Source organism: Exiguobacterium sp. s11, from assembly GCF_018619015.1.
Classification (GTDB): domain Bacteria; phylum Bacillota; class Bacilli; order Exiguobacteriales; family Exiguobacteriaceae; genus Exiguobacterium_A; species Exiguobacterium_A indicum.
In genome coordinates this window covers 161,889-185,714 of record NZ_JACSNF010000004.1, presented here as the reverse complement: position 1 = coordinate 185,714, position 23,826 = coordinate 161,889, and the positions used below count along the sequence as shown (strand labels likewise).

Sequence of the window (23,826 nt, the reverse complement as noted above, 5' to 3'; positions counted from 1 at the left end):
AAGCAGGAATGAGGAAAATGGTTTCCGATATGTTAGGGTGAAGGAGTAAGTAACGAATCGATTAGTTAAAAAGGAGGTAATGCATATGCATGTTTTAGTCGTAGGTGCCGGAGCAGTTGGAGGTTATTTCGGGGGACGTCTTGCTGAGCAAGGGGAACAGGTGACATTCCTTGTTCGTCCGAAGCGCTATGAACAATTACAAAAGACAGGGTTACAGATCACTAGTCCTCATGGTGATGTTATGATCACGCCTCAGTTAGTGACACGAGACATGCGACTGAATCACACATTTGATGTCGTCTTACTTTCGACGAAAGCCTATCACTTGGATGATGTCCTACAGGATCTTGCGCCATTTGTTTCGAGCGAGACGTACATCATTCCTTTGTTGAACGGCATGCAGCATATACGACGGTTAACAGAAGTCTTCGGAGAAGATCGAGTACTGGGCGGACTTTGCTTCATTGAATCGACGCTTGATGCAGAAGGGCGTATTGTACAGACAAGCCCGTCGCATCGGCTATTGTTTGGTTCACGAACCGGTAAACCAACAGCGCGTTTAGAGGAGATTGCAACACGTTTTGCGAAAGCGAAGGCACCGATGGCGTACTCGATGCATATCATGGATGACATGTGGCAAAAGTACCTCTTCATTTCGACATTTGCGGGCGTGACGACACTATTTCGCTCTGCCATCGGTCCAATTCGCAAGGACCCAATTGGTCATCAGATGATTCAAGACGTCATGAAGGAAGCGAAGCGAGCGATGGAAGAACAAGGCGCAGTCTTTAATGACGATGTAGAAGCGGTCTTGCTGAAGCAGATGCATGCAATGGAAGACACGATGAAATCATCGATGTTACGGGACATGGAAAAGGGTCAGCCCGTCGAAGTGAAACATTTCTTTAGTACTTTGCTCGAAACACGCTCTTCACGTCATCTTCAACTGATTGAATCTAATTTATGGATCTATCAAAAAAATCGGGAAATGCCTGTTGACTGAATTATCTGCATTCTGATATGGTTAGGAACAATTACATACTTATCCAGAGAGGTGGAGGGACTGGCCCTATGAAACCTCAGCAACAGGTCGAAAGATACTGTGCTAATTCCTGCGGGTGCTGCACCCGATCGATAAGATTTCCGAATTGTCGACCGACGCATCCGTGAGGATGCGTTTTTTGTTTGAAATAGGTGGAATGAGGAGGGAATGGATTCATGAAAACGAGCGGAGCATTTCGACGCAAGATGGAATCACGTCATCTGATCATGCTGTCGTTAGGTGGTGTCATTGGAACCGGATTATTTTTAAGTACAGGTTATACGTTGGAACAAGCAGGACGTGTCGGAACGATTTTATCGTATTTGATTGGGGCCGTCGTCGTTTACTTAGTCATGTTAAGTCTCGGTGAACTCGCCGTGCACATGCCGGAAACCGGATCATTCCATAAGTACGCAACGAAGTACATCGGACCCGGCACCGGTTATACAGTGGCCTGGCTCTACTGGCTGACATGGACGGTCGCCCTTGGTTCAGAATTCACGGCAGCAGGCATTTTAATGCAACGTTGGTTCCCGTCGATTCCTGTATGGGTGTTCAGCGCATTGTTCGCTGCGATGATCCTTGGTATCAACGTCTTGAAGGTTCGCGTGTTCGCTGAAGTCGAGTTTTGGTTTTCCGCCATTAAGGTCGTGACAATCATTGCTTTCATTTTACTCGGTGCGGGAGCGATCGTCGGCTTTATTCCACTGCAAGATGGTAGCCCGGCTCCATTCTTTTCTTCGTTAACCGAAGGCGGGTTGTTTCCAAATGGCGCTTTCGTCATCTTCATGACGATGCTTGCCGTGAACTTTGCTTACTCGGGAACGGAACTAATCGGTGTCGCGGCGGGTGAAGCAGTCGATCCGAAACGGACGATTCCGCTTGCGATCCGAACGACGATTTTGCGACTCGTCCTCTTCTTCGTCGGTACGATCATCGTATTAGCCGTCTTATTGCCAACGGATGGGAAAGGTGTACTCGAAAGTCCGTTCGTCGCCGTGTTCGAACGAATCGGAATTCCCTACGCAGCAGACGTGATGAACTTCGTCATTTTGACAGCGATCTTGTCGGCAACGAATTCTGGACTTTACGCCGCCTCTCGGATGCTCTGGTCGCTTGCGAACGAACGCATGATTCCACGCTTCTTCGCCCAGGTGACGCCAAGTGGGGTTCCACTTCGAGCCGTATTATTCAGCATGCTTGGCGGAGGACTTGCCTTGCTGTCTAGCATCTATGCAGCAGGGAGTGTCTATATCGCGCTCGTCTCGATTTCCGGTCTTGCTGTCGTCGTCGTTTGGATGAGTATCAGTGTGGCCCAGTATCGCTTCCGGAAGCAATTTCTTCGTGAAGGGCATACGGTCGACGAATCGGTCTATCGCACACCACTCTTTCCATTCGTACCGATCGCCGCTTTCGTCGTTTGTTTGATTTCTCTGATTGGTATCGGATTTGATCCGACACAACGAATTGCCTTGTACTGTGGTATTCCATTCATCGTGATCTGTTATGTCGTTCATGCGTTCACGAATTCTTTTCAGAAACGGAGTGTTGAAGATGTACCGAATCAAAAATCCAGTTGATCAACGATTACAGGAAGTTCCCTTTCTCATTTTAGATGGTGCCCTTGCAACCGAACTTGAACAGAAGGGATTCGATCTGAACGACCCGCTTTGGTCAGCACGTCTCTTGATCGAAGCACCGGAACAGATCGAGCGTGTCCATCGTGATTACTTTGAAGTAGGTGCTGATGTCGCCATCACTTCAAGCTATCAAGCAAGTATCGAAGGCTTCAAGCAACGTCATATCACGACAGAGGAAGCACAGGCGCTGATTCGACAAACGGTCACCTTGGCGCAAAGCGCACGCACGCGTATCGGGAAGAGTGACGCATTGATCGCGGGATCAGTGGGTCCTTATGGTGCCTACTTAGCAGATGGTTCTGAGTATCGCGGTCATTATGGGGTGTCAGTGGATGTGCTAGAAGCCTTCCACAGGCCACGGATCGAAGCGTTGATTGAAGCGGGGGCTGATCTGCTAGCATTCGAGACGATTCCGTCGCTCGAGGAAGCTGTCGTGTTGTTCCGGATTCTCGAAACGTATCCGGAAGTGTCCGCTTGGCTGACGTTTTCGCTTCAAGATGCGACGCACATTAGTGAAGGAACGGCACTTGCGACGTGCATCGAGACAATTGGGCAACATCCACAGCTCGCAGCAATCGGTGCAAATTGTTTTCCGGCATCTTACGCGACCGACTTTATCCGTCACCTCAAGGCGTTGACGGATGTGCCAATCATCGTCTATCCAAACTCCGGTGAGGTCTATGATCCGGTCGCAAAAACGTGGTCAGGTACGAATCAGTGTACATCGTTCCAAACCGTCGCGAAGACATGGTATGAGGCAGGGGCACGATTGATCGGTGGTTGTTGCCGAACATCACCCGAACACATCGCACAAATTCGTTCAGTTTGTCAGGTTACTCATACATCATGAATAATGACGAAAAAACGGAGGCGAAATCGATTGATTTCGCCTCCGTTCCTATAAATGGTGTAATTTCGTTAACGCTCGCGCAAGGCACGGTTGAATTGTTGCAACAGACGTCCAAAATCTTCAGCATCGTCCGATGGCCAATCCGTCAGGAGACGTTCGATGCTCGCGAGACGTGCTGTCCGGTAAATCGTGAGCTCTTCTTGTCCTTTATCCGTAATATGATAGAAGAAGGCACGACCATCTGTCGGATCTTTTACTTTTTCCACGAGTTGCTTTTGATCGAGCGCTGCAGCTTGGCGACTGACGGTCGAGACATCAAGCTGGAGTTCACGGGCAAGTGTTTTGACACCGACGTTGCCGGAATCCGCTAGTTGTCGCAGTAAGAGGTAGGAAGCACGATCCAAATTACGATTGTCTGCCGTCGCTGTCGTCAAGCGCCGGATCAGAATCGCTAACTCCAATTCAATGGTTTCGAGTGCTTGTTGAGACATCGGGTATCTCCCCTTTCAAAAAAGTCTCTCTGTCCCTCATGATTACCCAATGTGGATAAGCTGTCAATGCGAAAAGCAGGAGGCTTGACAGAGTTGTAGTTGTATTATACAATCATTTTTGTTCTTTTAATTGTATCATACAACTTTTTCATATGAGAAATGAACGACAAAGGAGAATTCAGATGAAAGCTTATGAGTCGATGAAACAAGAGGTCATCACAGTAAACGATACAGATCTGATTCGGACGGTCATCGAACGATTCATTCAATCTGGTATTAGCGGCGTACCTGTCATTAATGCTGAGCAAGAGGTAGTCGGGTATATCAGTGACGGAGATATCATGCGCGCGATCGGAAAACACAAGGACATCATCGTCGATACATTCTTATATGTAGATGTCATCAAAGGAGACGAAGAAGATTATGAAGATCGGATTCGTCATATTTTGAATCGACCTGTCATGGAACTGGCACGCCGGAAAGTCGTAACTGCGGACGCTGACACAGAAATGGAAGAGATTGCAGCAACGCTCGGCGCAAAACGGATTAAAAAGCTTCCGATTCTGAAAGCAGGACGTCTTGTTGGGATCATTAGTCGAGGCGACGTCATCCGCCATTCGTTTAAACAGTTCATGTAACACATTCAATAGAAAGAAGGGACACTATGGCACTTGCTGAAAAAACAACGACGCTTGAGCCGGAAACGGTATTAGCAGAAAGCAAACATGGATTATTCCATCAACCGGTTGCTGTCTGGGCAGTCTTTTTCGCCAGTATCACAGCATTCATGGGAATGGGGCTCGTCAATCCCGTCTTACCGACGATTGCCGAGAATTTAGAAGCATCAAAAAGTGAAGTAACGCTCTTATTTACAAGTTATAACGCCGTCATGGCATTCGCGATGTTGATTACAGGCGCGATTTCATCACGGATTGGTCAAAAAGGAACGTTAATGCTCGGAATCGCCGTCATCGCAACCGTTGCTGGTTTTGCTTCACAAGCTGACAGCATCTGGACGCTCGTCGCGTTACGCGGTGGTTGGGGGCTTGGGAATGCCTTATTCGTCGCAACTGCACTCGCTGCGATCGTTTCCTTATCGTCAGGCGGAACAGCCAAAGCGATCATTTTGTATGAAGCAGCCGTTGGTCTTGGGATTTCGATTGGGCCATTGTTAGGCGGAACGCTCGGTTCGATCACATGGCGCGCGCCATTCATGGGTGTTGCAACAATCATGGTCATTGCGTTCCTCGTTTTGTTCTTCTTGATGCCAAAACCAGCAGCATCTGCTGCACCGAAACAGAAGTTATCATTAAAAGCACCGTTCCAAGCGATGAAGCATCGTTCATTGCTGACACTCGGAATCGTTGCGGCGCTTTATAACGTGGGATTCTTTACAATCATGGCCTATGCACCATTCGTCATGAAACTACCAGCACAAGGACTTGGATTCGTTTTCCTCGGCTGGGGAATGTTGCTTGCGATCACATCGGTCTTAACGGCTCCGAAACTGAAACAATGGTTCGGGACGATCAAAGCGATGGTCATGATGTTGATCACATTCGCAATCTTGCTTCTATTAATGGGAATCTTCACGGAAACACCTGCCGTCGTCATCGTCTGTGTCATCTTAGCGGGAGCCGTGCTTGGGAATAACAACACGCTCATCACGACCGCTGTCATGGACGCAGCACCTGTCGAACGTTCGACAGCATCTGCGGCATACAGTTTCCTACGTTTTCTCGGGGCAGCCATTGCGCCATTCATGGCCGGGAAATTGGCTGAAATCTTCAACGCAAACTTACCATTTTATGTCGGAAGTGGCTTTGTCCTCTTATCCGTCATCATCATCGGGGTCAATCTCAAACACATTCGCCATATCGATCGGACAGAAGGCGGACATTAATTTCAAAAAAACAGCCGAAGCGAATCCGCTTCGGCTGTTTTTGATTGAAATCAAGACGGGTACATGTCTTTTAACGTGCGGATCGAGTACTCAATCATTTCCCGAAGGACGTTTAAATCGATGTCAGTCAGTCGTTTTACGTAGAGGCAGGACTTGCCGCGTCGATACGTACCGAGAGTGGCAAGCAGTCGTTCCGATACATCGTCTTCACCAAGCGCGAGGTAAAGGACGAGGTTCGTCTTGCGCGGAGAAAAGCCGACATAAAAGCTGTCGCCCTCGTGACCAGAGGCATAGCGATAATGATAGGCACCAAAACCAATCAAGGAAGACCCCCAAATGACGGCTTCGTATCCCGTGACATCTTCGAAGAACTGACGTAACGTGATACCATCTGCTTGACGTAGTGGTGGTTCGACTTGTGCCAGAAAAGCATCAACGGACTGTTCAGTAGGACCTGTCTTTGGCGTATGAGACATAAGCAGACTCCTTTCGGATGAAGAAGATATCGGTTACTTTCGAGAAAGACTAGTAAATATCCTGTAACTCAGAGGTGGAAATCGAATGAAGCATCGCATCGTGTTTCGAGGAGAAGAAAGCAGTCTATCGTGGGACATCTTACACGTATATCCTAAACAAGAGGAACTAACGATTCAAATGACGGGAGAAGATAGTAAACACGACATTTCAGTTTCATTCGACGAATATGATCTGTTCATCCGTGATTTTGCCCATGTTCATGAATCGTTACAGGGAGAAGTCGTATTTGAGCAGGGCGTGATACGTCTCCGTTTACGATATGACCGGCTTGGTCGTGTCTTCATCAGCTGGTCTGATGGGCAAACAAGTCAAGAATTTCGCAGTGATCAAAGTTATTTAAGTGAGGCGTTGGCACAACTTGGTGTGTACTAAACTAAACACAGTAAAAGTAGAAGGGACGACTCTGGGTACTGCACCCAAAAGTCGTCCCTTTTTTATTTAAAGCGATGGAAGCGATTGATGTAATGGTGTGTTGATCAAGTTAAAGCAAAACGCAATCGTTTGTTCATACTCGGATAACAGAATCGACTCATCGACCTGATGCGCAAGACGGAAATCATGGAAAGAAGCAATCGCAATCGGGAATGCTTTTTTTGCTTGGCTGAACATCGCACCATCCGTTCCGCCTGGGATGGCGATTTTTCGCGGTGTCACGCCGCTGACCTGCTCCATCGTATCCGCGACCTGTTGCAAGAAAGGCGCTTGTTCATCGGTTTCACAGGAAGGAATATCCTTGATGACGGTTACGCTCATGTCAAAGTCAGGATCTTCGGCAACAAGTCGACGCTCCATATCCGTAAAGGCAGCAAGAACATCCGCTCGACCGAATCCAGGAATCGTCCGAATATCCATATAGAACGAGGCTTGACTCGGAACGACGTTCGGTCCTTCGCCTCCTTTTATGGATGTGATTGACGCGACGACCGGACCGAGTGCTGGGTGATGATTCGTCGTGATCGAGAAACGTTCTGACTTCACTTCCTGGATGACACGGTATACGTCATCAATCGCATTACGTCCGAGTTGCGGAGCAGAACTGTGCGCACTTTTTCCGCGGCATGTCACTTCAATCCCAACGACCCCTTTTTGTGCATAACCGATCATCCCACTCGTCGGTTCTGTGATCAGTAGAGCATCTAAATCATCCGCATGCCCTTGTTCCGTCAAATGCCGAGCTCCTGTCATGCCATTTTCTTCATCGGATGTAATCAGAAGTTTGACGGTGTTCGGGCGGTTTTGACGTTCCTTGTATTGAATGAGCGCTTGCACCATCGCCATGACACCTGACTTCATATCCGAAGCCCCACGACCATAAATGCGTCCGTCTTCGATTTCACCACCGTATGGATCTTTCGTCCAGCCGTCCCCTTGCACAGGAACCGTATCGAGATGACCAGATAGCCCGAGTACGGAAGGGCGTGAAACCTCTTCGCTCGCAGGAACGGTCGCAACAAGACAAATCCGTTTCGATGAGACTTCAATCCATTCTGTCGAGATCTGATGATCAATCAGTACATCGTACACATAACGTGCGACGGCTTCTTCTCCGTCCGTCGGATTAACGCTTGGAATTTGAAGACACCGTTGTAAGTAAGTAATTGCTGTTTGCATAAGTATTTCCTCCTTTACCTATCCTGTACCCTGATAAAAATACTTCAGGGAGGTAAACGAATTCGGAAAATAATTTACGGAGCTGAACGTCTTGAGATAAAAGAAAACGGTGCAACCAGAAGGTTACACCGTACCTTACTCATTCACTTTTTTCTGCTTCGTCTTTCCACTTCGAATCGATTAACATCTCTCCCGGCCATGTATAAGCCATGATGCCGCCGTCTGCTGTGATATCCTCACCTGTAACATATGAGCTGTCGTCAGAAGCGAGGAAGAGGGCGACTGTTGCCATCTCGCGTGGTTTACCGAGTCGTCCGAGTGGTGTAATCCAAGCGTTCGCATCGCGGAACTGTTTGCCTTGCTCTTTTTCTTTTTCACCGACAAGTGTATCGATGAGTGGTGTTTCGATTGTTCCTGGTGATAACGAATTGACACGAATGCCATGACGCGCATAATCGATTGCCATCGCGCGCGTGAAGTTCGCAATCCCACCTTTCGCTGCGTTATAACCGGATCGGTTCAAGTCAGCTGCGCGACCAGACATCGATGACGTATTGATGATTGAACCACCGTTATCAAGCATGAGTGGAATCAAGAATTTACTGACGAGGAATGTACCGCGCAAGTCGACCGCGATGATCCGGTCGAAGAGATCGATTGGATACTCGTGGACTTTCCCGCCTTGTTCATCGATTCCGGCATTGTTGAAGAGGACGTCGATCGTACCGTATGTCTCTTTGACGTGCTTCGCAAGTTGCTCGACACTCTCGACGTCTGAGACATCGACATGGACGGCTTCCGCTTTCCCACCTTGTTGTGTAATCTGTTCTACTGTTTGTTGTGCTTTTTCAAGTGAGACATCGGCACAGACGACCGTTGCTCCCTGTTCTGCGAAGACAAGTGCAGTCGCTTGTCCAATCCCTGTTGCCGAGCCGGTAATGACAGCTACTTTTTGATCGAGTCTCCCCATTATTAAATCCCTCCTAAGTCGTATCGTTCACCTTATGAAACATTCCCGGAGAAATGGAGATTAAACCCATCGATGCGTCTAGTGTTAGAGGATAGGGGGTACATCTACAACAGCACAATCGCTGTATAGAGGGAGATGAGAAAGCTGACATCCGATCAATGGCAACTTGCCAAAAAATTATTACACGAAGCCGTCCAGTACCAAATGACACTCGAGAAGAGTGCATTCGCAAGTGAATTGATCGACCAAACGACACCTGTCCTCTGGTTTGGTGATGCGACGCGTAGCAGTTGGGTGACGATCGCGACGAACCCATCCCGATCGCAGTTTTTAGACCGAACAGGTGCATTACGATTTGACGAGCACGGTCCACTTTTCATACGTCCACAATCCATGACGTGGAATGCGTATTTACAAGAAGAGACATTGACGGAATCGATCCGACGCTTCAATCGTTACTTCAAACAACCAAATGTGTACCGAACCTGGTTCGGTCGACCAGGTGGCGGTAAGCTCGAAGGATTCTTGAACGGACTCGGTGCGTCGTTTTACGAGACGACGTTTGATCCGGTCATTCATCTGGATTTTTTCCCGTTTCCGACACACCACTACATGGGAGCGATCAAAGAACGCAGCGTGTTGGAAGATAGTCCGTTCGGTCAGACATTTTTGTTACGTCTGCTTGAACTGTTCTCGATAAAAGGAATCATCCTGCTCGGTAAGGAACACACGGAACGATTTGCGAAGCTCGAACCAGACATCGCTTGGACGACCTATCGACCAACGGATTATCCGGACGCGATTTTTCAAATCGGCTTCTCGTTACGATTTCAGGTATCCGTCGTCGGACTCCACTTCAAACCGAGTGAGCAGTTCATCGGTCTCGGTAATCGAATGGATGAAAACGGTGTCAGCCATGGCACCTATGGGTCAGCAGAACACTTACGTCAAATCGGAAAAATCGTCCGTGAAAAAGTCGTGACATACAGTGAAAAAGGTGATTGACAGATATTTCGAACTCCCTAATAATAGGAGATGAATTAGCACTCTGTATGATTGAGTGCTAAAAAAGGGAGGCAGAATGAGCATGGAAACGAAACAATTTAAGGCGGAATCAAAACGATTGCTGGAGATGATGATTCATTCCATCTATACGCATAAGGAGATTTTCCTGCGCGAATTGATCTCGAATGCAAGTGACGCCATGGATAAGATGTACTACAAAGCATTGACGGACGAGACGATTTCGTTCGAAAAGGAACACTACAAAATTACGATCGAACCAAATAAAGAAGCGCGTCAACTCATCATTCGTGATACGGGAATCGGAATGACGAAGGAAGAACTAGAAGAAAATCTCGGTACGATCGCGAAGAGTGGATCGCTTGCCTTCAAAGCAGAAAACGAAGCACAAGATGGTCATGATATCATCGGTCAATTCGGTGTCGGATTCTATTCCGCTTTCATGGTCGCAGACGTCGTCACTGTCGTTACGAAACCATTCGGCGGTGCGGTCGCTTATAAATGGGAATCGCGTGGTGTCGAAGGTTATACGATCGAGGAAGTCGACAAGGAAACCGTCGGAACGGAGATTACACTCCACATCAAGGCGAACGAGGAAGAAGAATCGTATGATGAATACCTCGAGACATATCGTCTGCGTAGCATCATCAAAAAATACTCGGATTTCATCCGTTATCCGATCGAGATGAAGGAACTCGAACGTCAGCCAATCGAAGGCAGTGACGAGACGGAAGAGGTCGAAGTCGTCAAGACGATCAACAGCATGGTGCCGATCTGGCGGAAGAATAAACGGGAATTGACAGACGAAGACTATACGAACTTCTACCAAGAGAAGCGGTATGGTTTCGACACACCGGCGAAATACATTCATATCAGTGTCGACGGCGCTGTTCGTTATCAATCGATCTTATTCATTCCAGAGCAGGCACCGTACGATTATTATTCGAAGGAATTTGAAAAGGGTCTTGAACTCTATGCCAACGGTGTCTTAATCATGGAAAAATGCAGCGACTTGTTGCCGGATCACTTCAGTTTCGTCAAAGGGATGGTCGACTCGGAAGACTTATCGCTCAACATCTCGCGCGAGTTACTGCAGCACGATCGTCAATTGAAATTGATCGCGAAAAATATCCAAAGTAAGATCAAGACACAACTCGAAGCCCTCCTGCGCGAGGATCGCACGAAGTACGAAACATTCTATCAAGCGTTCGGACGCCAGCTGAAGTTCGGTATGTATAATGATTATGGCATGCATAAAGAACAGGTGCAGGATCTGGTCCTCTTCTACTCGGCGAAGGAAAAGAAGTTGATCACACTCGCAGAATACGTCGCAGCGATGCCGGAAGATCAGGCACATATTTACTACGCCGCTGGTGAGAGTACGAATCGTCTGGATAAATTACCACAATCCGAGCTCGTCCATGATAAAGGGTATGATATCTTGTACTTCACGGAAGAGATCGATGAGTTCGCGATCCAGATGCTCGTGACGTACAACGAGAAGACGTTCAAGTCGGTCACGAGCAGCGATTTAGGGATTGAAGCGGAGGAAGCGGAGACGACGGACGCACAAGCAGAGATGTTCCAAGCCATGCAGGAAGTGCTAAGTGGGCAAGTCAAGGAAGTCAAAGCCTCAACACGTCTAAAATCGCATCCTGTCTGCTTTGCGACGGACGGCGCTGTCTCGATCGAGATGGAGAAAATTCTGAAGGCGATGCCGAATAATGAAGGGGTAGAAGCGGTCAAGATTCTTGAATTGAATCCGTCACACGCAGTGTTCGAGTCTCTTGAAACGGCGTATCAAAACGATCGTTCAAAATTCGAGCGCTATACCAAACTGATGTATCAACAAGCATTACTTGTCGAAGGGCTTCCACTCGAGGATCCGGTAGCGTTCGCGAATGATGTGTGTGAACTTATGGTATAAGACATGACATGAAGTCGAAAAAAAGGGGCTGACTCAAAGTTGGTCTCTACAAAGATAAGGGTGGCAGAATGATGATCTGCCACCCTTATCTCGTAACAAAAAGAATGGCGCGTCACACGCCACTCCTACAGGAAAAGCGCATTTATGCGCTGTCAGAGACGAACGAGACCCGTTTTCCTGCTTCATTTAAGCAGGAAAACAGGCTTGTGTCTCGCCTGAGGAAAGGGCGTGAAAAGACGCGTCATTCTTTTTTGAGTCAGTCCCTTTTTCATTTCATCAATCCGTTTGTAAATCCGAAGCAGTTTCGCCTTTTTTCGAGAGAACGTTCAAGACGACGACGAAGAGTACGAATGTGACAAGAGCTCCGATGAAACCGAAGACCGAAGACTCCGTGAAACCGATGACTAAATAACCTACTGCCGCAGTGACGGCACCGACTAGCGCATACGGTAACTGTGTCGTAACGTGATCGATATGATGGGATCCAGCCCCTGTCGAACTGAGGATCGTCGTATCGGAAATCGGTGAACAATGGTCACCGAAGACAGATCCAGCAAGAACAGCAGCAAGCGTCGGTAATAAGAGTGAGGCATCGACAGCCATGACGAGATCCGCACCGATTGGCAACATGATCCCGAATGTGCCCCAACTTGTTCCTGTCGAGAATGCCATCAAGCAGGCAATCAAGAATAATAAGAACGGCAAGTACGAAGCAGAAATCGAGTTGCTGATGAAGCTTGCGAGATAATCGCCTGTTTTCATATCACCAATAACAGCGATGATCGTCCAAGCAAATAATAGAATCACGACTGCTGGCCACATCGAACGCATACCAGCGACGATGCTTGCACGGTAATCGCGACCCGGAATTTTTCGTCCGATCAGCATCAAGAAAGCGACGATTAAACTGATGACGACACCTGCGACAAGTGAGCGTGTGACGTCTGTTGCCTCAAATGCTCCAATTAAAGTAAACGGACGGTTGTCGGCTGCAAGTGCCTGAGCACCTGTCCCGAGTAACGCACTGATCGTAGCAATGACGAGAACGACGATCGGAACGACGAGATCCCGGACTTTTCCGTTCGTATGTTCGTTGACCTCTTTTGCCATCCCCATCGGTGTTCCTTTTGACGCATCAAAAAGTTCACCATTCGCAGCGCGGCGTTCATGCTGTTTCATCGGTCCGACAGAGACGCCAGAGTAAGCGATGTAAAGTGTTAAAAGTAACGCGAAAATCGCATAGAAGTTCATTGGAACGATCATCATGAAAGCACTAAACGCTGAGTAATCCGTAATCGAGTGCGTCGTTAAGATACCGGCGATGATGGAAATGATGAATGCGCCCCAACTCGAAAGCGGACTGATGACACAAACAGGCGCAGCTGTTGAGTCAATCAAATAGGCAAGCTTCGCACGTGAGACACCACGGCGATCCGTTAGCGGACGACTGACATTGCCGACAGCGAGACTGTTGAAGTAATCATCGATGAAAATCAAGATACCGAGACCGAAGGCGACTAAGCGTGCACCACGCGCTGTCTTGACGTGTGTAGAAGCCCATTCACCGAAGGCGCGAGCGCCACCAGATGTTTGAATTAATGTGGAAAGGACACCGAGCAATAACAAGAAAACAAGTAATAAAACGTTCCACTCGTTCAAGGCACCATCCGCCCAAAAGAGGCTAAAGATATTCTTGCCGAGATAGGTTACCGTATCGATCGGGTTAAAACGGTGAAGTAACAGGGCACCGACGAGAATGCCGACACCTAACGAAAGAACGACCTTTCGGGTAAAGATGGCTAATAAGATAGCTAGTAAAGCAGGTACAAGGGCAATAATGGAATCTGAATAGTTGACCATGAAAAATATCCTCCTCTTTAAAAATGGCTTAAAGATGAGACCCCGCGGCACAAAAAAAGCAAGGGCACCGGCAACAAAGCCGACACCCTCGCTGGATGCGTCTTTCTTAGCCGAATTGGAGCGCTCCATACAACTGTTATGTATGGCAATCGATCGGGTATTTCCCGAATCGACCAACGACGGTATGCTCGACGCATACTGTCATTTCGGCGATGTCACCTTTCCTGTAGTCGTCTTCGTTGTCATCCTCGGACCAAGTACTGATTGAAATCGCGCCTCTACCTCATCGATAGAATAGTCATATTCTGTTCTTATGGACACTTTATCACGTATTTCAAAAAAGATTCAACCATATATTCTGATAATTTAAGACAAAGTTGCTCATTCGGCAAAATGTTGAATGAGCTGTTTCATCAAATAGGCTTGGTTTTCTTCGAATTGTTTTTTTCGATGACCGTTCGCGCCAGATGGATGGGGGAAGTTGGAAAGAAGCTGATGTTGTTCGATTCGTCCATCCTGAATCAATCCACGGACTTGCGTCTCGACGACCCGACCGAGTGGAATTAATAACGCTGGTTTTTGTAACTGATTGATCTCAGCGACGAAGTGTTCTTCCGCGTAGTGCCTCAATAAAGAACTACGACTAATTTTCGGTTGATGACCCGAGTAATTCTTTTCGCGATAAAAGACGGGTTGCTTTAACAGTGATGTTGGATGCAATAATTTCTGATGTTGATGGAATAAGCTAGTAGCCGTCTCAATTCCGAGCAATGCTGGAAGCTCGAGTGTATCAAGCATCTGGACGAGGTTACGTCGCATCGTTCCGGCAAAACTGGCTGCATATTTGACGATGCGTGCCGTCCCTTCTAGTGAAGCCCCATGATGGAGGGCATCCGTTGCTTCTTCGAAAGCGATTCGCATCTGTTCAAAACCTGGTGTGATCCCGATGATGACGACTTTTGCTTCAGTATTGACATATTCGCCAATCGGAGAGTAATAGACGGTCAGCTCGTTCTCCTGTTGCAATAAAAAATCGTCCGTCCATAATTCATCACGTCGTAACGTACGATCATCAGGTAAGCTACGAATGGCTTGTTCAAATATAGTTAATGAATTCATGAAGAACCCTCTCTCTCTGTATTGGCACTATAATAACAAATAATACCATTTGAGACAATTAAACCCTTTCACTATTTGTGTATAGGTATATAAAAAAGGACTCGAGACGAGTCCTTTTCGTGCATCATGCGCGTTCTTTGACCGAAGCAACTTCATATGTCAGAATCTCGCTGCCGAGCATTGGCGATTCTCCTGCCTCACTACTCGCAGGTCGACTATGTGACGCTTTGAAATCGTCACTCTCACGCCATGCTTGAAAACTCTTCATGTCTTCCCAGTACATGTTGACGTTCATTTCATCATGTTCTTCGATGTTTTGCGTCAATAAGACCTCGACGCGGATGAATCCGTCCATCGTATCAAGTCCACTTGGACGCGTAAAACGAGGAGCGAGAGCTGCAGCCATCCCTTTTTTGACTTTAATCCGGTTCGTAACGACGATCATCATAAAATCCCCTTTCAAAAAACGAGTAACGTACTTCTTCAGTATAGTACGATGAAGGCAAGAATGCCGGAAAGAAGGAACAAACGACAATGAATGAACAGGAATACGATCAACGATTACGAATCGAGACCATTGAGATGCAACACCTCTATGGTGTGTTTAGTCACTACAATCGCTATGAACCAACGCCTTATGCGGCACTAGACGAATTATGCGAAACGTATTTGTTTCAAAAACAGGACACGGTCATTGATTTCGGGTGTGGGAAAGGGCGTTTGAACTTTTACTTACACGACCGATTCGATTGTTCCGTCATCGGAATCGAGATGAACGGACAATTTTACGAGGACGCACTCCGGAATATGGCGAACTACCAAAGTCGACGGAAGCGGCGTTCCGGAAGTTTGCGATTTGAACAGACGTATGCCGAGCAGTATGCCATTCCGGATGAGACGAATAAGTTTTATTTCTTCAATCCATTCTCTTCACAAATTTTCATGAAAGTGATCGATCACATTTTAAGTTCGGTCGAACGTTCCCCGCGTTCGGTTGATCTCATCTTGTATTACCCGACCGATGAATACCGGGAGTACTTGGAGCGTCATACCGTATTCGAGCAAGTCGATGAGATTCGATTACGAGACCTCTATGAAAAAAATCATGACGAGCGGTTCGTCATCTATCGCTTTGATCCGAACAAACTGCTTCAAAACGGGTATGAATACAGTGAGGAAAGAAATAAAAGATAAGGAGGTCGGATGATGATCCGTTTAGAGCATGTCACGAAAGAGTTTGCACCGGGGCGTGGAATATTCGATGTCAGTTTTACAGTTGATCCGGGTACGATATTCGGTTTCATCGGACCAAATGGATCTGGAAAATCAACGACACTCCGACATTTGATGGGACTATTGGCTGCGGATGGTGGAAAGGCGACGATCGGTGGTTTTGATTGCTGGAAGCAAAGTAAAGAAGTGAAGAAATTGGTCGGTTATTTGCCGGGGGAGATTAGTTTACCTGGAGACATGACGGGAGCAGACATGCTGGATTTGATGCAACGACTACACGGTAGCGATCCGGCACGGCGACAACTGTTGTTGAAACGATTTCCTTTTGAGACGAAGACGAAAATCCGCAAGATGTCAAAAGGGATGAAACAAAAATTGGCACTTGTCGGTTGCTTCATGAAGGATGCACCCGTCTATCTACTTGATGAGCCGACCAGTGGACTCGATCCTTTGATGCAAGAGCGTTTTTTAGAGTGGATTGAACAGGAGAAGCATGCTGGAAAAGCGATTCTGATGAGTTCACATCACTTTCCGGAGATGGAAAAATCGTGCGATCGAGCGGCTTTAATCAAAGCAGGGCGCATCATCGTCGAATCGGATATTCATGAGTTGGTTCGATCGAGTCGAAAGACGTACACGATCGTCTTCCGAACTGAGGTGGAGGCAGCACAGTTCGCGATGCAAGTCGGTGTTGAACCGAAGCGGCTGGAAGTCAGTTTTCAAACGGACGAGACGCTGAGCTTGAATCAGGCGATCGCTTATTTAATCCAATATGATGTGCGGCTGATTCGTCCGTCAGCAGATGATTTAGAACAGGTCTTCTTGCATTATTATGGAGAGGAGGAATCGTCGTGATATTGCTGATCCGCTCTTTATTCAAGCAGGTCAGAAAGCCCGTGCTTGCTTATGCGATTGGAACGAGTCTCTACTTATTGATACTTGCGTTGCTATATCCATCGATGATGAAGACAGGTTTACTAGAAGCAAAACTAGAAGCGTTACCTCCGGAAGTCTTAAAAGCATTTCAATACGATAAGGTGACAGGGTTCGAGAATGTACTGGATCTGCTCGGGGGGAACTATTATGGACTGATTTTTCAAGTCATTGCGAGTCTATTCTTGCTCTCATTAGCAGCACGCCTCGTTGCGCGACCGATCGACAACGGAGAGCTGATCGTCTATCTTGCAGCCCCGATTACACGGAATGCGTATACGTTTGCTGTCGCGATCGTCATGGGTATCGCAAGTATGGTTTTCGTAGGACTGAATGGACTCGTCTTGATGGTATCCGACTGGTGGATGACAGATATTTCGATTAATGACGTCATCTTATGGCGGATTCAACTCAATGCGCTATTGTTACTCTTGGCGATCGGTGCCTTTACGTTATTCGTTGCGACGTTATTTGACGAAGAACGTCGTGCTTTTTCGCTTGCTGGTAGTGTGCTTGTCCTATCGATCGTCTTGACGATTCTGTCGGAACTAAGTGACAAGACGGAGTGGCTCCGTTATTTATCCGTCTTCTCCTTATTCAATACGACGCAATTATTAGAAGGAACGAATCATTTTCTTCTTCATTCGATTCTTTTACTCGTCCTCTGTCTCGTGTTCTTGACCGGAGCAGTCGTTCAATTCGGACGTCGGAGTCTGTCGATTTGATCGAAAGTGGCGCAAAAACTTTACAGAAAGTGAACATTTAGGATTTGAACGTTGCGTCAAGCGCTGATTTTTACTAAGATAAAGGAATGTTGTAGTTCTGGAAAAAGAAATGAGGTCTTTCGAAATGAATAAACCATCCATTTATGGATTAACGCTTGAGCAGATGACAGAATGGTTATCGAATCAAGGGCACAAACCATTCCGTGCCAAACAAGTATGGGATTGGCTCTACCGTAAACGTGTCACGACTTTCGCGGAAATGACGAATGTCAACAAGGATTGCCTTGAGTTGTTAGATCAGAGTTTTACGATTGACTCGATGACAGAAGCGGTCAAGCAAGAATCAGCAGACGGAACAATCAAGTTCCTTTTCAAATTATATGATGGCAACTTGATTGAAACGGTTCTAATGCGTCATAAGTACGGTCTTTCTGTCTGTGTTACGACACAGGTCGGCTGTAACATCGGCTGTAGCTTCTGTGCAAGTGGTCTGATCAAGAAGAGCCGCGACTTGTCAGCAGGCGAAATCGTTGAGCAGATCATGAACGTCCAGCATCACCTCGATGCAGTCGGTAACGAAGAACGTGTCAGCCACGTCGTCGTCATGGGTATCGGTGAACCGTTCGATAACTTCGACAACATGGTCGACTTCTTAAACGTCATCAAGGACCACAATGGTCTTGCAATCGGTGCGCGTCACATCACGGTTTCAACAAGTGGTTTGGCAGATAAGATCTACAAGTTCGCTGACTTGAAACTCCAAGTCAACTTGGCGATTTCGCTTCACGCACCAAACAATGAATTGCGTACGCAAATCATGAAAATCAACCGGGCGATCCCGCTTGAGAAATTGATGCCAGCAATCGATTATTACGTTCAAACGACGAACCGTAAAATCACGATCGAGTACATCTTGCTTCGTGGCGTCAACGACCAAAAGGAACACGCAGTCGAACTCGCAAAACTGTTCGAAGACAAACGTCACTTGACGTATGTCAACTTGATTCCGTACAACCCGGTCGATGAGCACGGTCAATATCAGCGCAGTACGTCTGAAGATATCACGACGTTCTACGATACGTTGAAAAAGAACGGCTTGAACTGTGGTGTTCGTCTTGAGCACGGAACAGACATCGATGCGGCGTGTGGTCAATTACGTAGTAAGCAAATCAAAAAAGATAAAGTAGCATCCAAATAATTCGTTGGGCTTCTCATCGTTTCGGTGGGAAGCTTTTTTTACGATAAGAAATGAGGACATTCTATGACACGTACACGATTCAATGATTTTAACTTAAGTACACCAATTCTCGATTCAATCGAGCAACTCGGCTACACGACACCAACCGAAGTCCAGCAATCCGTCATTCCGGTCGTACTATCTGGAAAAGACGTCATCGTCAAATCACGGACAGGGAGCGGAAAGACGGCATCGTTTGCGATTCCACTGTGTGAACTCGTCGAGTGGGAAGAAAATAAACCACAAGTCTTAGTCTTAACACCAACACGTGAGCTTGCCTTACAGGTCAAAGAAGATATCATGAACATCGGACGTTATAAGCGCATCAAAGCGACAGCTGTCTTCGGCAAGCAACCGTTCCGCGGACAAGTCACGGAGCTCAAACAAAAGACACACGTCGTCGTCGGCACACCGGGACGCGTACGCGATCATATCGAGCGAGGCACGTTATCGCTTGAGAAAGTCCGTTATGTCGTCTTAGATGAAGCGGACGAAATGCTGAATATGGGCTTCCTCGATCAAGTCGATGCCATCCTGTCCGAGTTACCAAAAGAGCGGATGACACTATTGTTCTCTGCGACCTTCCCAGAAGACATCGAACAGTTGAGTGACCGTTACATGGAGGCACCAAAACGGATCGAAGTGGGTGAAACCGTCGTCTCGACGATTACGCATAGTTATATTCCGGTGACGGATAAGACGAAGTTTGCGATTTTGAAAGATGTCCTCGTCGCTGAAAATCCGGATCGCTGCATGATCTTTTGTCGGACGAAAGAACACGTCGATTTCGTCGCGAATGGTCTCCGCGCACATGACTATCCGGTTGAAGCAATTCACGGTGGAATGGAACAAGACGATCGACTCGATGCGATGAAAGCCTTCCGTGCCGGGAAGTTCCGAATTCTTGTCGCAACAGATGTCGCGGCACGTGGGATCGATATCGAGAACATCACGCACGTCATCCAGTATGATCTCCCTGTCGAACGAGAAAGCTACGTTCACCGGACCGGTCGGACGGGGCGTGCAGGAGCAGCAGGACAAGCAATCAGTCTCGTCACGCCGGCAGACGAACGTCGCCTAAAGGAAATCGAGCAGTATCACGGGAAGCTGACACGTCGCCAAGCACCGACAGAAAAGGACTTGATGCGGACAGCGGATGCATTCGAGGAGAAGATGGCGACGGAAGATACGCGTTCTTCGAAAACGGAACAGCTTGATGCGGACATCATGAAATTGTTCTTTAACGGTGGGAAGAAGAAAAAACTCCGTGCCGTCGACTTCGTTGGAACGATTGCGAAGATTGAAGGCGTCACAGCAGACGACATCGGCATCATCTCGATTCAGGATACGTTGACGTATGTCGATATCCTCAACGGGAAAGGTCCGCTTGTCCTCCGGGCGATGAAGACGACGAAGGTCAAAGGGAAACAATTGAAAGTGTACGAAGCATTCAAGAAATAAGACAAGCCGGTCGTTCTCCGCTTAAGCGAAGAGGGACCGGCTGTTTTGCGTCAAGGCATGCCCAAGATGGAGTCCGCTAGCGGCTGCCTGGGCAAGCGAGTATGTGGCACCGGAACAATCCCCGATCGCATAGACACCGGGACATGTCGTCGCAAACGTCTCTGACGTCTCAAGCATCGGTGCGTAAAACTTACCATCTAATCCGTAAAGCAACGTATCTCCCGGAAGTTCCACTTCAAGGAGTTGTTCAAGGCGCTCTAAAAACCCTTCTAAGACGAGCAGGTCTTCTGCAGGCACTTCTGCATGCAAATTACCGGGGGACGCGGTTAGGGAAGGGACAATGGTGTTACGACTCAATTGATCGTGTGCCGTCGCTCGCGATGCTCGGAAATCACTGAGTCGCTGAACGAGAATGCGATCACCACCTTGGTTGATTCCGCCAATGATGCGCGTGGCATACGCATTCGCTTTCGCTAGTGTTAAAAAATACCGCGGGAGAAATAGCGTGAAGTTCAGATTTGTCGAGCCGTCTGCTGTCTCGTGGACGTTTTGACCGTCCGGCATGACGAGTCCTTCTTGATATTTGCGGATGATCCGTCCGCGCGGATTCATGCAATAGGTGACGGCTTGACCGTAAGGCGAGTCGTAACCGAGCTTCGTCTCGAACGTCTCCTGTAACAAAGTCCGAAATAGTACCTCATCCGTCTCAATTCGCACCCCGAGATCGAGTCGGGTCCGCTGTGGGGTGATACCAAGCGTCGCTAACTGGTGCAACATAAAGTCTGCACCAGAACGACCCGTCGCGAACACGATCCGTTGACTGACGAAGGTCTCGTCCGCTGTTTTGATCGTAAACGACTTCGACTTCGTGATCTGCTCGATTGTCGTTTCGAATCGGGCATCGAGACGCGGTAATAAGGCGTCCTCAAACGCCGTGAAGACAGCAGCTGTCCGTACTGTGCCTAAATGACGGACGGTCGTCTCGACCGAATGTAGATCGGCGCGACGAGCACGAGACGCTACAGTAGGGGAATGCGTGGAATAGGTCTCAACTGTACCTCCACCATATGTACATAAGAGATCATCGACTTCTTCGAACAGTCGTCGTGTCGTCTCTTCACCGATTTTTGAGACGAGTTCCCCGCCGAATCCCGTCGCATAATTGAACTTTCCTTCTGATTTGCCAAGCCCTGCGAATCCAAGATACGCATCTTCTGCTGTTCGTTCGCGAATCGGTTTTCCGGCATCGAGCAGTAGGACGCGTTGTCCATCTTCAACGAGCTGATGGGCGAGGAAAATTCCTGCCACACCGGCTCCGATAATCGTCACATCATACATCACAGACGCCTCCTTTTCTTTGAGTATACAAAAAAGCCGGATTCCTGTGAAAGGAATCCGGACTAGGTGAGATCGCTTATTTCCACTCTGCGATGTCAGCGATTGGTAGACGAACTGATGGGTATCCTGCGTCGACTGCTTTACCGATTGAAAGCAGCATGACTGGAAGATAACGTTCTTTTTCAAGACCGAATGCTTCTGCGATTTGGTCTTTTTCATAACCACCGATTGGGTTTGTGTCATAACCGTGTGCACGAGCGACGAGCATCAATTGCATCGAAACGAGACCTGAGTCGATCAAGATGCTGTCACGTAATGTTTCAACGTCTTCTGGACGGTAGAAACCTTTGATGGCTGGTACTTGGCGATCGCGTACTTCTTGTGGCATGAGACCTTTTTCAACAGCCATATCGTAGATTGTCTCGATGCTATCGACCGCGTTCATGTCACCGAAGACAGCGATGACAGCAGAAGATGTCTCGACTTGGACTTGGTTGAATTTCGCGAGTGGTGCGAGTGTTGCTTTTCCTTCTTCGCTATCGATAACGAGGAAACGCCATGGTTGCATGTTGACAGAAGAAGGTGCAAGTGTTGCTTCTTCAAGGATTTGTGTCATTTCTTCTTTTGAAATTTTTACGTTCGTGTCGTAGTTACGAATCGAGCGACGTCCTTTAACGATTTCCATGAAGTCCGTTGTTGTTTGAGTAGTCATAATTGTTCAATCTCCCTTGTGTGTTTTTTCTTTTTTATAGTGTGAAAAACTTATTTCCAGTCTGCGATGTCGTTGATTGGTAGGCGAACCGATGGGTATCCTGCGTCAACCGCTTTACCAATCGATAGCAACATGACCGGTACATAACGCTCTTTTTCAAGACCGAATGCTTCCGCGATTTGATCTTTCTCGTAACCGCCGATTGGGTTCGTATCATATCCGTGCGCACGAGCGACGAGCATCAATTGCATCGAAACGAGACCTGAGTCGATCAAGATGCTATCTTTCAAATCGTTTGCTGAGATACTGCTGTACATACCTTGGATCGCAGGTACTTGGCGATCGCGTACTTCTTGTGGCATGAGTCCTTTTGCGACAGCTGTATCGTAGATGTTCTCGAGTTGATCGACTGCGTTCATGTCACCGAAGACAGCGATGACAGCAGAAGATGTCTCGACTTGGACTTGGTTGAATTTTGCGAGTGGTGCAAGTGTTGCTTTTCCTTCTTCGCTATCGATGACGAGGAAACGCCATGGTTGCATGTTGACGGAAGAAGGTGCGAGTGTTGCTTCTTCAAGGATTTGTGTCATTTCTTCTTTTGAGATCTTCACGTCTGTATCGTAGTTACGGATCGAACGGCGTCCTTTGACGATTTCCATGAAGTCTGTTTGAGTTTGCGTTGCCATATTAAATCGACTCCTCTTTTGGTTTAGGTAATGCGTCAGCGTTTGCTTCGATGCGCTGAATCATCTCAGCTAACGTCCGTTGTTCTTCAGCAGAGAATCCTTCGAGTAGATCCTCGAGAAACTCATCTTTTTGTTCGCGTAATCGTGCGATGCGCGTCGCCCCTTGTTCCGTTAAGGAAACAAGAATCACCCGATTGTCAGCGGCTGAACGCTCGCGAGCAATCATCCCGGTCGATTCCAGGTGCTTGAGATGACGGGTCACTGCCGCATGATCGACATTGACGCGTTTTTGTAACTCTTTTTGGCTAATCGTTTGATCGACTTGTAGTTGAGCGAGTAGATCCATTCGAGTCTGACTGAAACCATCCGTACAGAGATCGAATTTTTGAGCAATCGTCTTATTGACAGAAACGAGTGCATAGATCAACCGTCCTTTTTCAGTGCAGGAGATACTCAATCCATCACATCCTTCTCTTCGTTCGAAGAAACCTTTGACGTATCAAAGATTGATATGTAAACGAATATAAC

24 protein-coding genes and 2 riboswitches are annotated in these 23,826 nt (G+C 47.6%); of the genes, 13 read left to right on the top strand and 11 right to left on the bottom strand.

Annotated elements, in window-relative coordinates; all coding sequences use genetic code 11:
• Positions 1-85 precede the first annotated feature (85 nt).
• The 3 genes from KNQ12_RS13500 to mmuM all read left to right on the top strand — a co-directional run bounded on the left by KNQ12_RS13500 (position 86) and on the right by mmuM (position 3,532).
• Positions 86-1,003 carry a ketopantoate reductase family protein gene (locus tag KNQ12_RS13500; protein ID WP_214748903.1) on the top strand — a complete coding sequence of 306 codons (918 nt, stop codon included), beginning with the start codon at positions 86-88 and terminating at the stop codon, positions 1,001-1,003.
• 36 nt (positions 1,004-1,039) lie between these two features.
• A riboswitch (SAM riboswitch) is annotated at positions 1,040-1,141 on the top strand.
• A gap of 77 nt (positions 1,142-1,218) precedes the next feature.
• Positions 1,219-2,622 (top strand): amino acid permease, encoded by a 1,404-nt coding sequence (locus KNQ12_RS13495; protein WP_214748900.1) that lies wholly within the window; start codon positions 1,219-1,221, stop codon positions 2,620-2,622.
• Entirely contained in the window at positions 2,597-3,532 is a 936-nt protein-coding gene (gene mmuM, locus KNQ12_RS13490) for a homocysteine S-methyltransferase (RefSeq protein ID WP_214748897.1), read from the top strand. The genes KNQ12_RS13495 and mmuM overlap by 26 nt, the downstream gene beginning before the upstream one ends.
• A 68-nt stretch (positions 3,533-3,600) precedes the next feature.
• Here the strand turns inward: mmuM and KNQ12_RS13485 are convergent, their stop codons facing one another.
• Positions 3,601-4,023 (bottom strand): MarR family winged helix-turn-helix transcriptional regulator, encoded by a 423-nt coding sequence (locus KNQ12_RS13485; RefSeq protein WP_035395500.1) that lies wholly within the window; start codon positions 4,021-4,023, stop codon positions 3,601-3,603.
• A 182-nt stretch (positions 4,024-4,205) separates the two neighbouring features.
• On the opposite strand from KNQ12_RS13485, the gene KNQ12_RS13480 reads away from it, so the two are divergent.
• Together KNQ12_RS13480 and KNQ12_RS13475 are read left to right on the top strand one after the other, a co-directional pair.
• On the top strand, positions 4,206-4,661 hold the full coding sequence (locus tag KNQ12_RS13480; protein WP_035395501.1) for a CBS domain-containing protein: 456 nt from the start codon (positions 4,206-4,208) through the stop codon (positions 4,659-4,661).
• A gap of 26 nt (positions 4,662-4,687) precedes the next feature.
• Complete coding sequence (locus tag KNQ12_RS13475; RefSeq protein WP_214748893.1) at positions 4,688-5,926, top strand: MFS transporter; 1,239 nt, start codon at positions 4,688-4,690, stop codon at positions 5,924-5,926.
• Positions 5,927-5,976: 50 nt separating this feature from the next.
• On the opposite strand, the gene KNQ12_RS13470 is transcribed toward KNQ12_RS13475, so the two are convergent.
• Complete coding sequence (locus KNQ12_RS13470; RefSeq protein ID WP_214748891.1) at positions 5,977-6,402, bottom strand: DUF1801 domain-containing protein; 426 nt, start codon at positions 6,400-6,402, stop codon at positions 5,977-5,979.
• An 85-nt stretch (positions 6,403-6,487) separates the two neighbouring features.
• Between KNQ12_RS13470 and KNQ12_RS13465 the strand changes: the two genes are divergently transcribed.
• On the top strand, positions 6,488-6,835 hold the full coding sequence (locus KNQ12_RS13465; RefSeq protein ID WP_214748888.1) for a WapI family immunity protein: 348 nt from the start codon (positions 6,488-6,490) through the stop codon (positions 6,833-6,835).
• Positions 6,836-6,901: 66 nt separating this feature from the next.
• On the opposite strand, the gene KNQ12_RS13460 is transcribed toward KNQ12_RS13465, so the two are convergent.
• Together KNQ12_RS13460 and KNQ12_RS13455 are read right to left on the bottom strand one after the other, a co-directional pair.
• Entirely contained in the window at positions 6,902-8,074 is a 1,173-nt protein-coding gene (locus KNQ12_RS13460) for a M20 family metallopeptidase (RefSeq protein ID WP_214748885.1), read from the bottom strand.
• A gap of 139 nt (positions 8,075-8,213) precedes the next feature.
• On the bottom strand, positions 8,214-9,044 hold the full coding sequence (locus KNQ12_RS13455) for an SDR family oxidoreductase (protein ID WP_023469801.1): 831 nt from the start codon (positions 9,042-9,044) through the stop codon (positions 8,214-8,216).
• Between the two features lie 135 nt (positions 9,045-9,179).
• Between KNQ12_RS13455 and KNQ12_RS13450 the strand changes: the two genes are divergently transcribed.
• Entirely contained in the window at positions 9,180-10,049 is an 870-nt protein-coding gene (locus KNQ12_RS13450; protein WP_214748882.1) for a PDZ domain-containing protein, read from the top strand.
• Between the two features lie 82 nt (positions 10,050-10,131).
• Positions 10,132-11,994, top strand: a complete 1,863-nt coding sequence (gene htpG, locus KNQ12_RS13445; RefSeq protein WP_214748879.1) for a molecular chaperone HtpG — start codon at positions 10,132-10,134, stop codon at positions 11,992-11,994.
• Positions 11,995-12,270: 276 nt separating this feature from the next.
• On the opposite strand, the gene KNQ12_RS13440 is transcribed toward htpG, so the two are convergent.
• The 3 genes from KNQ12_RS13440 to KNQ12_RS13430 form a co-directional block, all read right to left on the bottom strand.
• The gene (locus tag KNQ12_RS13440) at positions 12,271-13,854 is read right to left on the bottom strand and encodes a Na+/H+ antiporter NhaC family protein (RefSeq protein WP_214748876.1); all 1,584 of its coding nucleotides are present in this window, start codon (positions 13,852-13,854) and stop codon (positions 12,271-12,273) included.
• A 110-nt stretch (positions 13,855-13,964) separates the two neighbouring features.
• Positions 13,965-14,143, bottom strand: a riboswitch (Lysine riboswitch).
• A gap of 92 nt (positions 14,144-14,235) precedes the next feature.
• Positions 14,236-14,973: a uracil-DNA glycosylase family protein gene (locus KNQ12_RS13435; protein ID WP_214748873.1), complete on the bottom strand. Its 738-nt coding sequence runs from the start codon at positions 14,971-14,973 to the stop codon at positions 14,236-14,238.
• A gap of 124 nt (positions 14,974-15,097) precedes the next feature.
• Complete coding sequence (locus KNQ12_RS13430) at positions 15,098-15,418, bottom strand: heme oxygenase (protein WP_023469797.1); 321 nt, start codon at positions 15,416-15,418, stop codon at positions 15,098-15,100.
• A gap of 89 nt (positions 15,419-15,507) precedes the next feature.
• Here KNQ12_RS13430 and KNQ12_RS13425 point away from each other — a divergent pair, with 89 nt between their 5' ends.
• The 5 genes from KNQ12_RS13425 (at position 15,508) to KNQ12_RS13405 (ending at position 20,562) form a co-directional block, all read left to right on the top strand.
• Positions 15,508-16,167, top strand: a complete 660-nt coding sequence (locus tag KNQ12_RS13425; RefSeq protein WP_081637345.1) for an SAM-dependent methyltransferase — start codon at positions 15,508-15,510, stop codon at positions 16,165-16,167.
• Positions 16,168-16,179: 12 nt separating this feature from the next.
• Positions 16,180-17,061: an ABC transporter ATP-binding protein gene (locus KNQ12_RS13420; protein WP_214748870.1), complete on the top strand. Its 882-nt coding sequence runs from the start codon at positions 16,180-16,182 to the stop codon at positions 17,059-17,061.
• Positions 17,058-17,864, top strand: a complete 807-nt coding sequence (locus KNQ12_RS13415; RefSeq protein WP_353047627.1) for an ABC transporter permease subunit — start codon at positions 17,058-17,060, stop codon at positions 17,862-17,864. The genes KNQ12_RS13420 and KNQ12_RS13415 overlap by 4 nt, the downstream gene beginning before the upstream one ends.
• A gap of 124 nt (positions 17,865-17,988) precedes the next feature.
• Entirely contained in the window at positions 17,989-19,062 is a 1,074-nt protein-coding gene (gene rlmN / locus KNQ12_RS13410) for a dual-specificity RNA methyltransferase RlmN (RefSeq protein WP_023469793.1), read from the top strand.
• Between the two features lie 63 nt (positions 19,063-19,125).
• Positions 19,126-20,562, top strand: coding sequence for a DEAD/DEAH box helicase (locus KNQ12_RS13405; protein WP_214748867.1), 1,437 nt, complete (start codon positions 19,126-19,128; stop codon positions 20,560-20,562).
• Between the two features lie 21 nt (positions 20,563-20,583).
• Here KNQ12_RS13405 and KNQ12_RS13400 read toward each other — a convergent pair whose 3' ends face one another.
• From KNQ12_RS13400 to KNQ12_RS13385, 4 genes are all read right to left on the bottom strand, one after another.
• Positions 20,584-21,900 carry an FAD-dependent oxidoreductase gene (locus KNQ12_RS13400; protein ID WP_214748864.1) on the bottom strand — a complete coding sequence of 439 codons (1,317 nt, stop codon included), beginning with the start codon at positions 21,898-21,900 and terminating at the stop codon, positions 20,584-20,586.
• A 76-nt stretch (positions 21,901-21,976) separates the two neighbouring features.
• On the bottom strand, positions 21,977-22,612 hold the full coding sequence (locus KNQ12_RS13395) for a nitroreductase family protein (RefSeq protein WP_023469790.1): 636 nt from the start codon (positions 22,610-22,612) through the stop codon (positions 21,977-21,979).
• Between the two features lie 50 nt (positions 22,613-22,662).
• Positions 22,663-23,298, bottom strand: a complete 636-nt coding sequence (locus KNQ12_RS13390; protein WP_214748860.1) for a nitroreductase family protein — start codon at positions 23,296-23,298, stop codon at positions 22,663-22,665.
• A 1-nt stretch (position 23,299) separates the two neighbouring features.
• Positions 23,300-23,755, bottom strand: a complete 456-nt coding sequence (locus tag KNQ12_RS13385; RefSeq protein WP_214748855.1) for a MarR family winged helix-turn-helix transcriptional regulator — start codon at positions 23,753-23,755, stop codon at positions 23,300-23,302.
• Between the last annotated feature and the right edge of the window lie 71 nt (positions 23,756-23,826).

Excerpts from the sequence above, each read along its gene's own strand:
- KNQ12_RS13500 (WP_214748903.1), top strand. The coding sequence starts at position 86 with ATGCATGTTTTAGTCGTAGGTGCCGGAGCAGTTGGAGGTTATTTCGGG.
- KNQ12_RS13495 (WP_214748900.1), top strand. The coding sequence starts at position 1,219 with ATGAAAACGAGCGGAGCATTTCGACGCAAGATGGAATCACGTCATCTG.
- mmuM (WP_214748897.1), top strand. The coding sequence starts at position 2,597 with ATGTACCGAATCAAAAATCCAGTTGATCAACGATTACAGGAAGTTCCC.
- KNQ12_RS13485 (WP_035395500.1), bottom strand. The coding sequence starts at position 4,023 with ATGTCTCAACAAGCACTCGAAACCATTGAATTGGAGTTAGCGATTCTG.
- KNQ12_RS13480 (WP_035395501.1), top strand. The coding sequence starts at position 4,206 with ATGAAAGCTTATGAGTCGATGAAACAAGAGGTCATCACAGTAAACGAT.
- KNQ12_RS13475 (WP_214748893.1), top strand. The coding sequence starts at position 4,688 with ATGGCACTTGCTGAAAAAACAACGACGCTTGAGCCGGAAACGGTATTA.
- KNQ12_RS13470 (WP_214748891.1), bottom strand. The coding sequence starts at position 6,402 with ATGTCTCATACGCCAAAGACAGGTCCTACTGAACAGTCCGTTGATGCT.
- KNQ12_RS13465 (WP_214748888.1), top strand. The coding sequence starts at position 6,488 with ATGAAGCATCGCATCGTGTTTCGAGGAGAAGAAAGCAGTCTATCGTGG.
- KNQ12_RS13460 (WP_214748885.1), bottom strand. The coding sequence starts at position 8,074 with ATGCAAACAGCAATTACTTACTTACAACGGTGTCTTCAAATTCCAAGC.
- KNQ12_RS13455 (WP_023469801.1), bottom strand. The coding sequence starts at position 9,044 with ATGGGGAGACTCGATCAAAAAGTAGCTGTCATTACCGGCTCGGCAACA.
- KNQ12_RS13450 (WP_214748882.1), top strand. The coding sequence starts at position 9,180 with ATGAGAAAGCTGACATCCGATCAATGGCAACTTGCCAAAAAATTATTA.
- htpG (WP_214748879.1), top strand. The coding sequence starts at position 10,132 with ATGGAAACGAAACAATTTAAGGCGGAATCAAAACGATTGCTGGAGATG.
- KNQ12_RS13440 (WP_214748876.1), bottom strand. The coding sequence starts at position 13,854 with ATGGTCAACTATTCAGATTCCATTATTGCCCTTGTACCTGCTTTACTA.
- KNQ12_RS13435 (WP_214748873.1), bottom strand. The coding sequence starts at position 14,973 with ATGAATTCATTAACTATATTTGAACAAGCCATTCGTAGCTTACCTGAT.
- KNQ12_RS13430 (WP_023469797.1), bottom strand. The coding sequence starts at position 15,418 with ATGATCGTCGTTACGAACCGGATTAAAGTCAAAAAAGGGATGGCTGCA.
- KNQ12_RS13425 (WP_081637345.1), top strand. The coding sequence starts at position 15,508 with ATGAATGAACAGGAATACGATCAACGATTACGAATCGAGACCATTGAG.
- KNQ12_RS13420 (WP_214748870.1), top strand. The coding sequence starts at position 16,180 with ATGATCCGTTTAGAGCATGTCACGAAAGAGTTTGCACCGGGGCGTGGA.
- rlmN (WP_023469793.1), top strand. The coding sequence starts at position 17,989 with ATGAATAAACCATCCATTTATGGATTAACGCTTGAGCAGATGACAGAA.
- KNQ12_RS13405 (WP_214748867.1), top strand. The coding sequence starts at position 19,126 with ATGACACGTACACGATTCAATGATTTTAACTTAAGTACACCAATTCTC.
- KNQ12_RS13400 (WP_214748864.1), bottom strand. The coding sequence starts at position 21,900 with ATGTATGATGTGACGATTATCGGAGCCGGTGTGGCAGGAATTTTCCTC.
- KNQ12_RS13395 (WP_023469790.1), bottom strand. The coding sequence starts at position 22,612 with ATGACTACTCAAACAACAACGGACTTCATGGAAATCGTTAAAGGACGT.
- KNQ12_RS13390 (WP_214748860.1), bottom strand. The coding sequence starts at position 23,298 with ATGGCAACGCAAACTCAAACAGACTTCATGGAAATCGTCAAAGGACGC.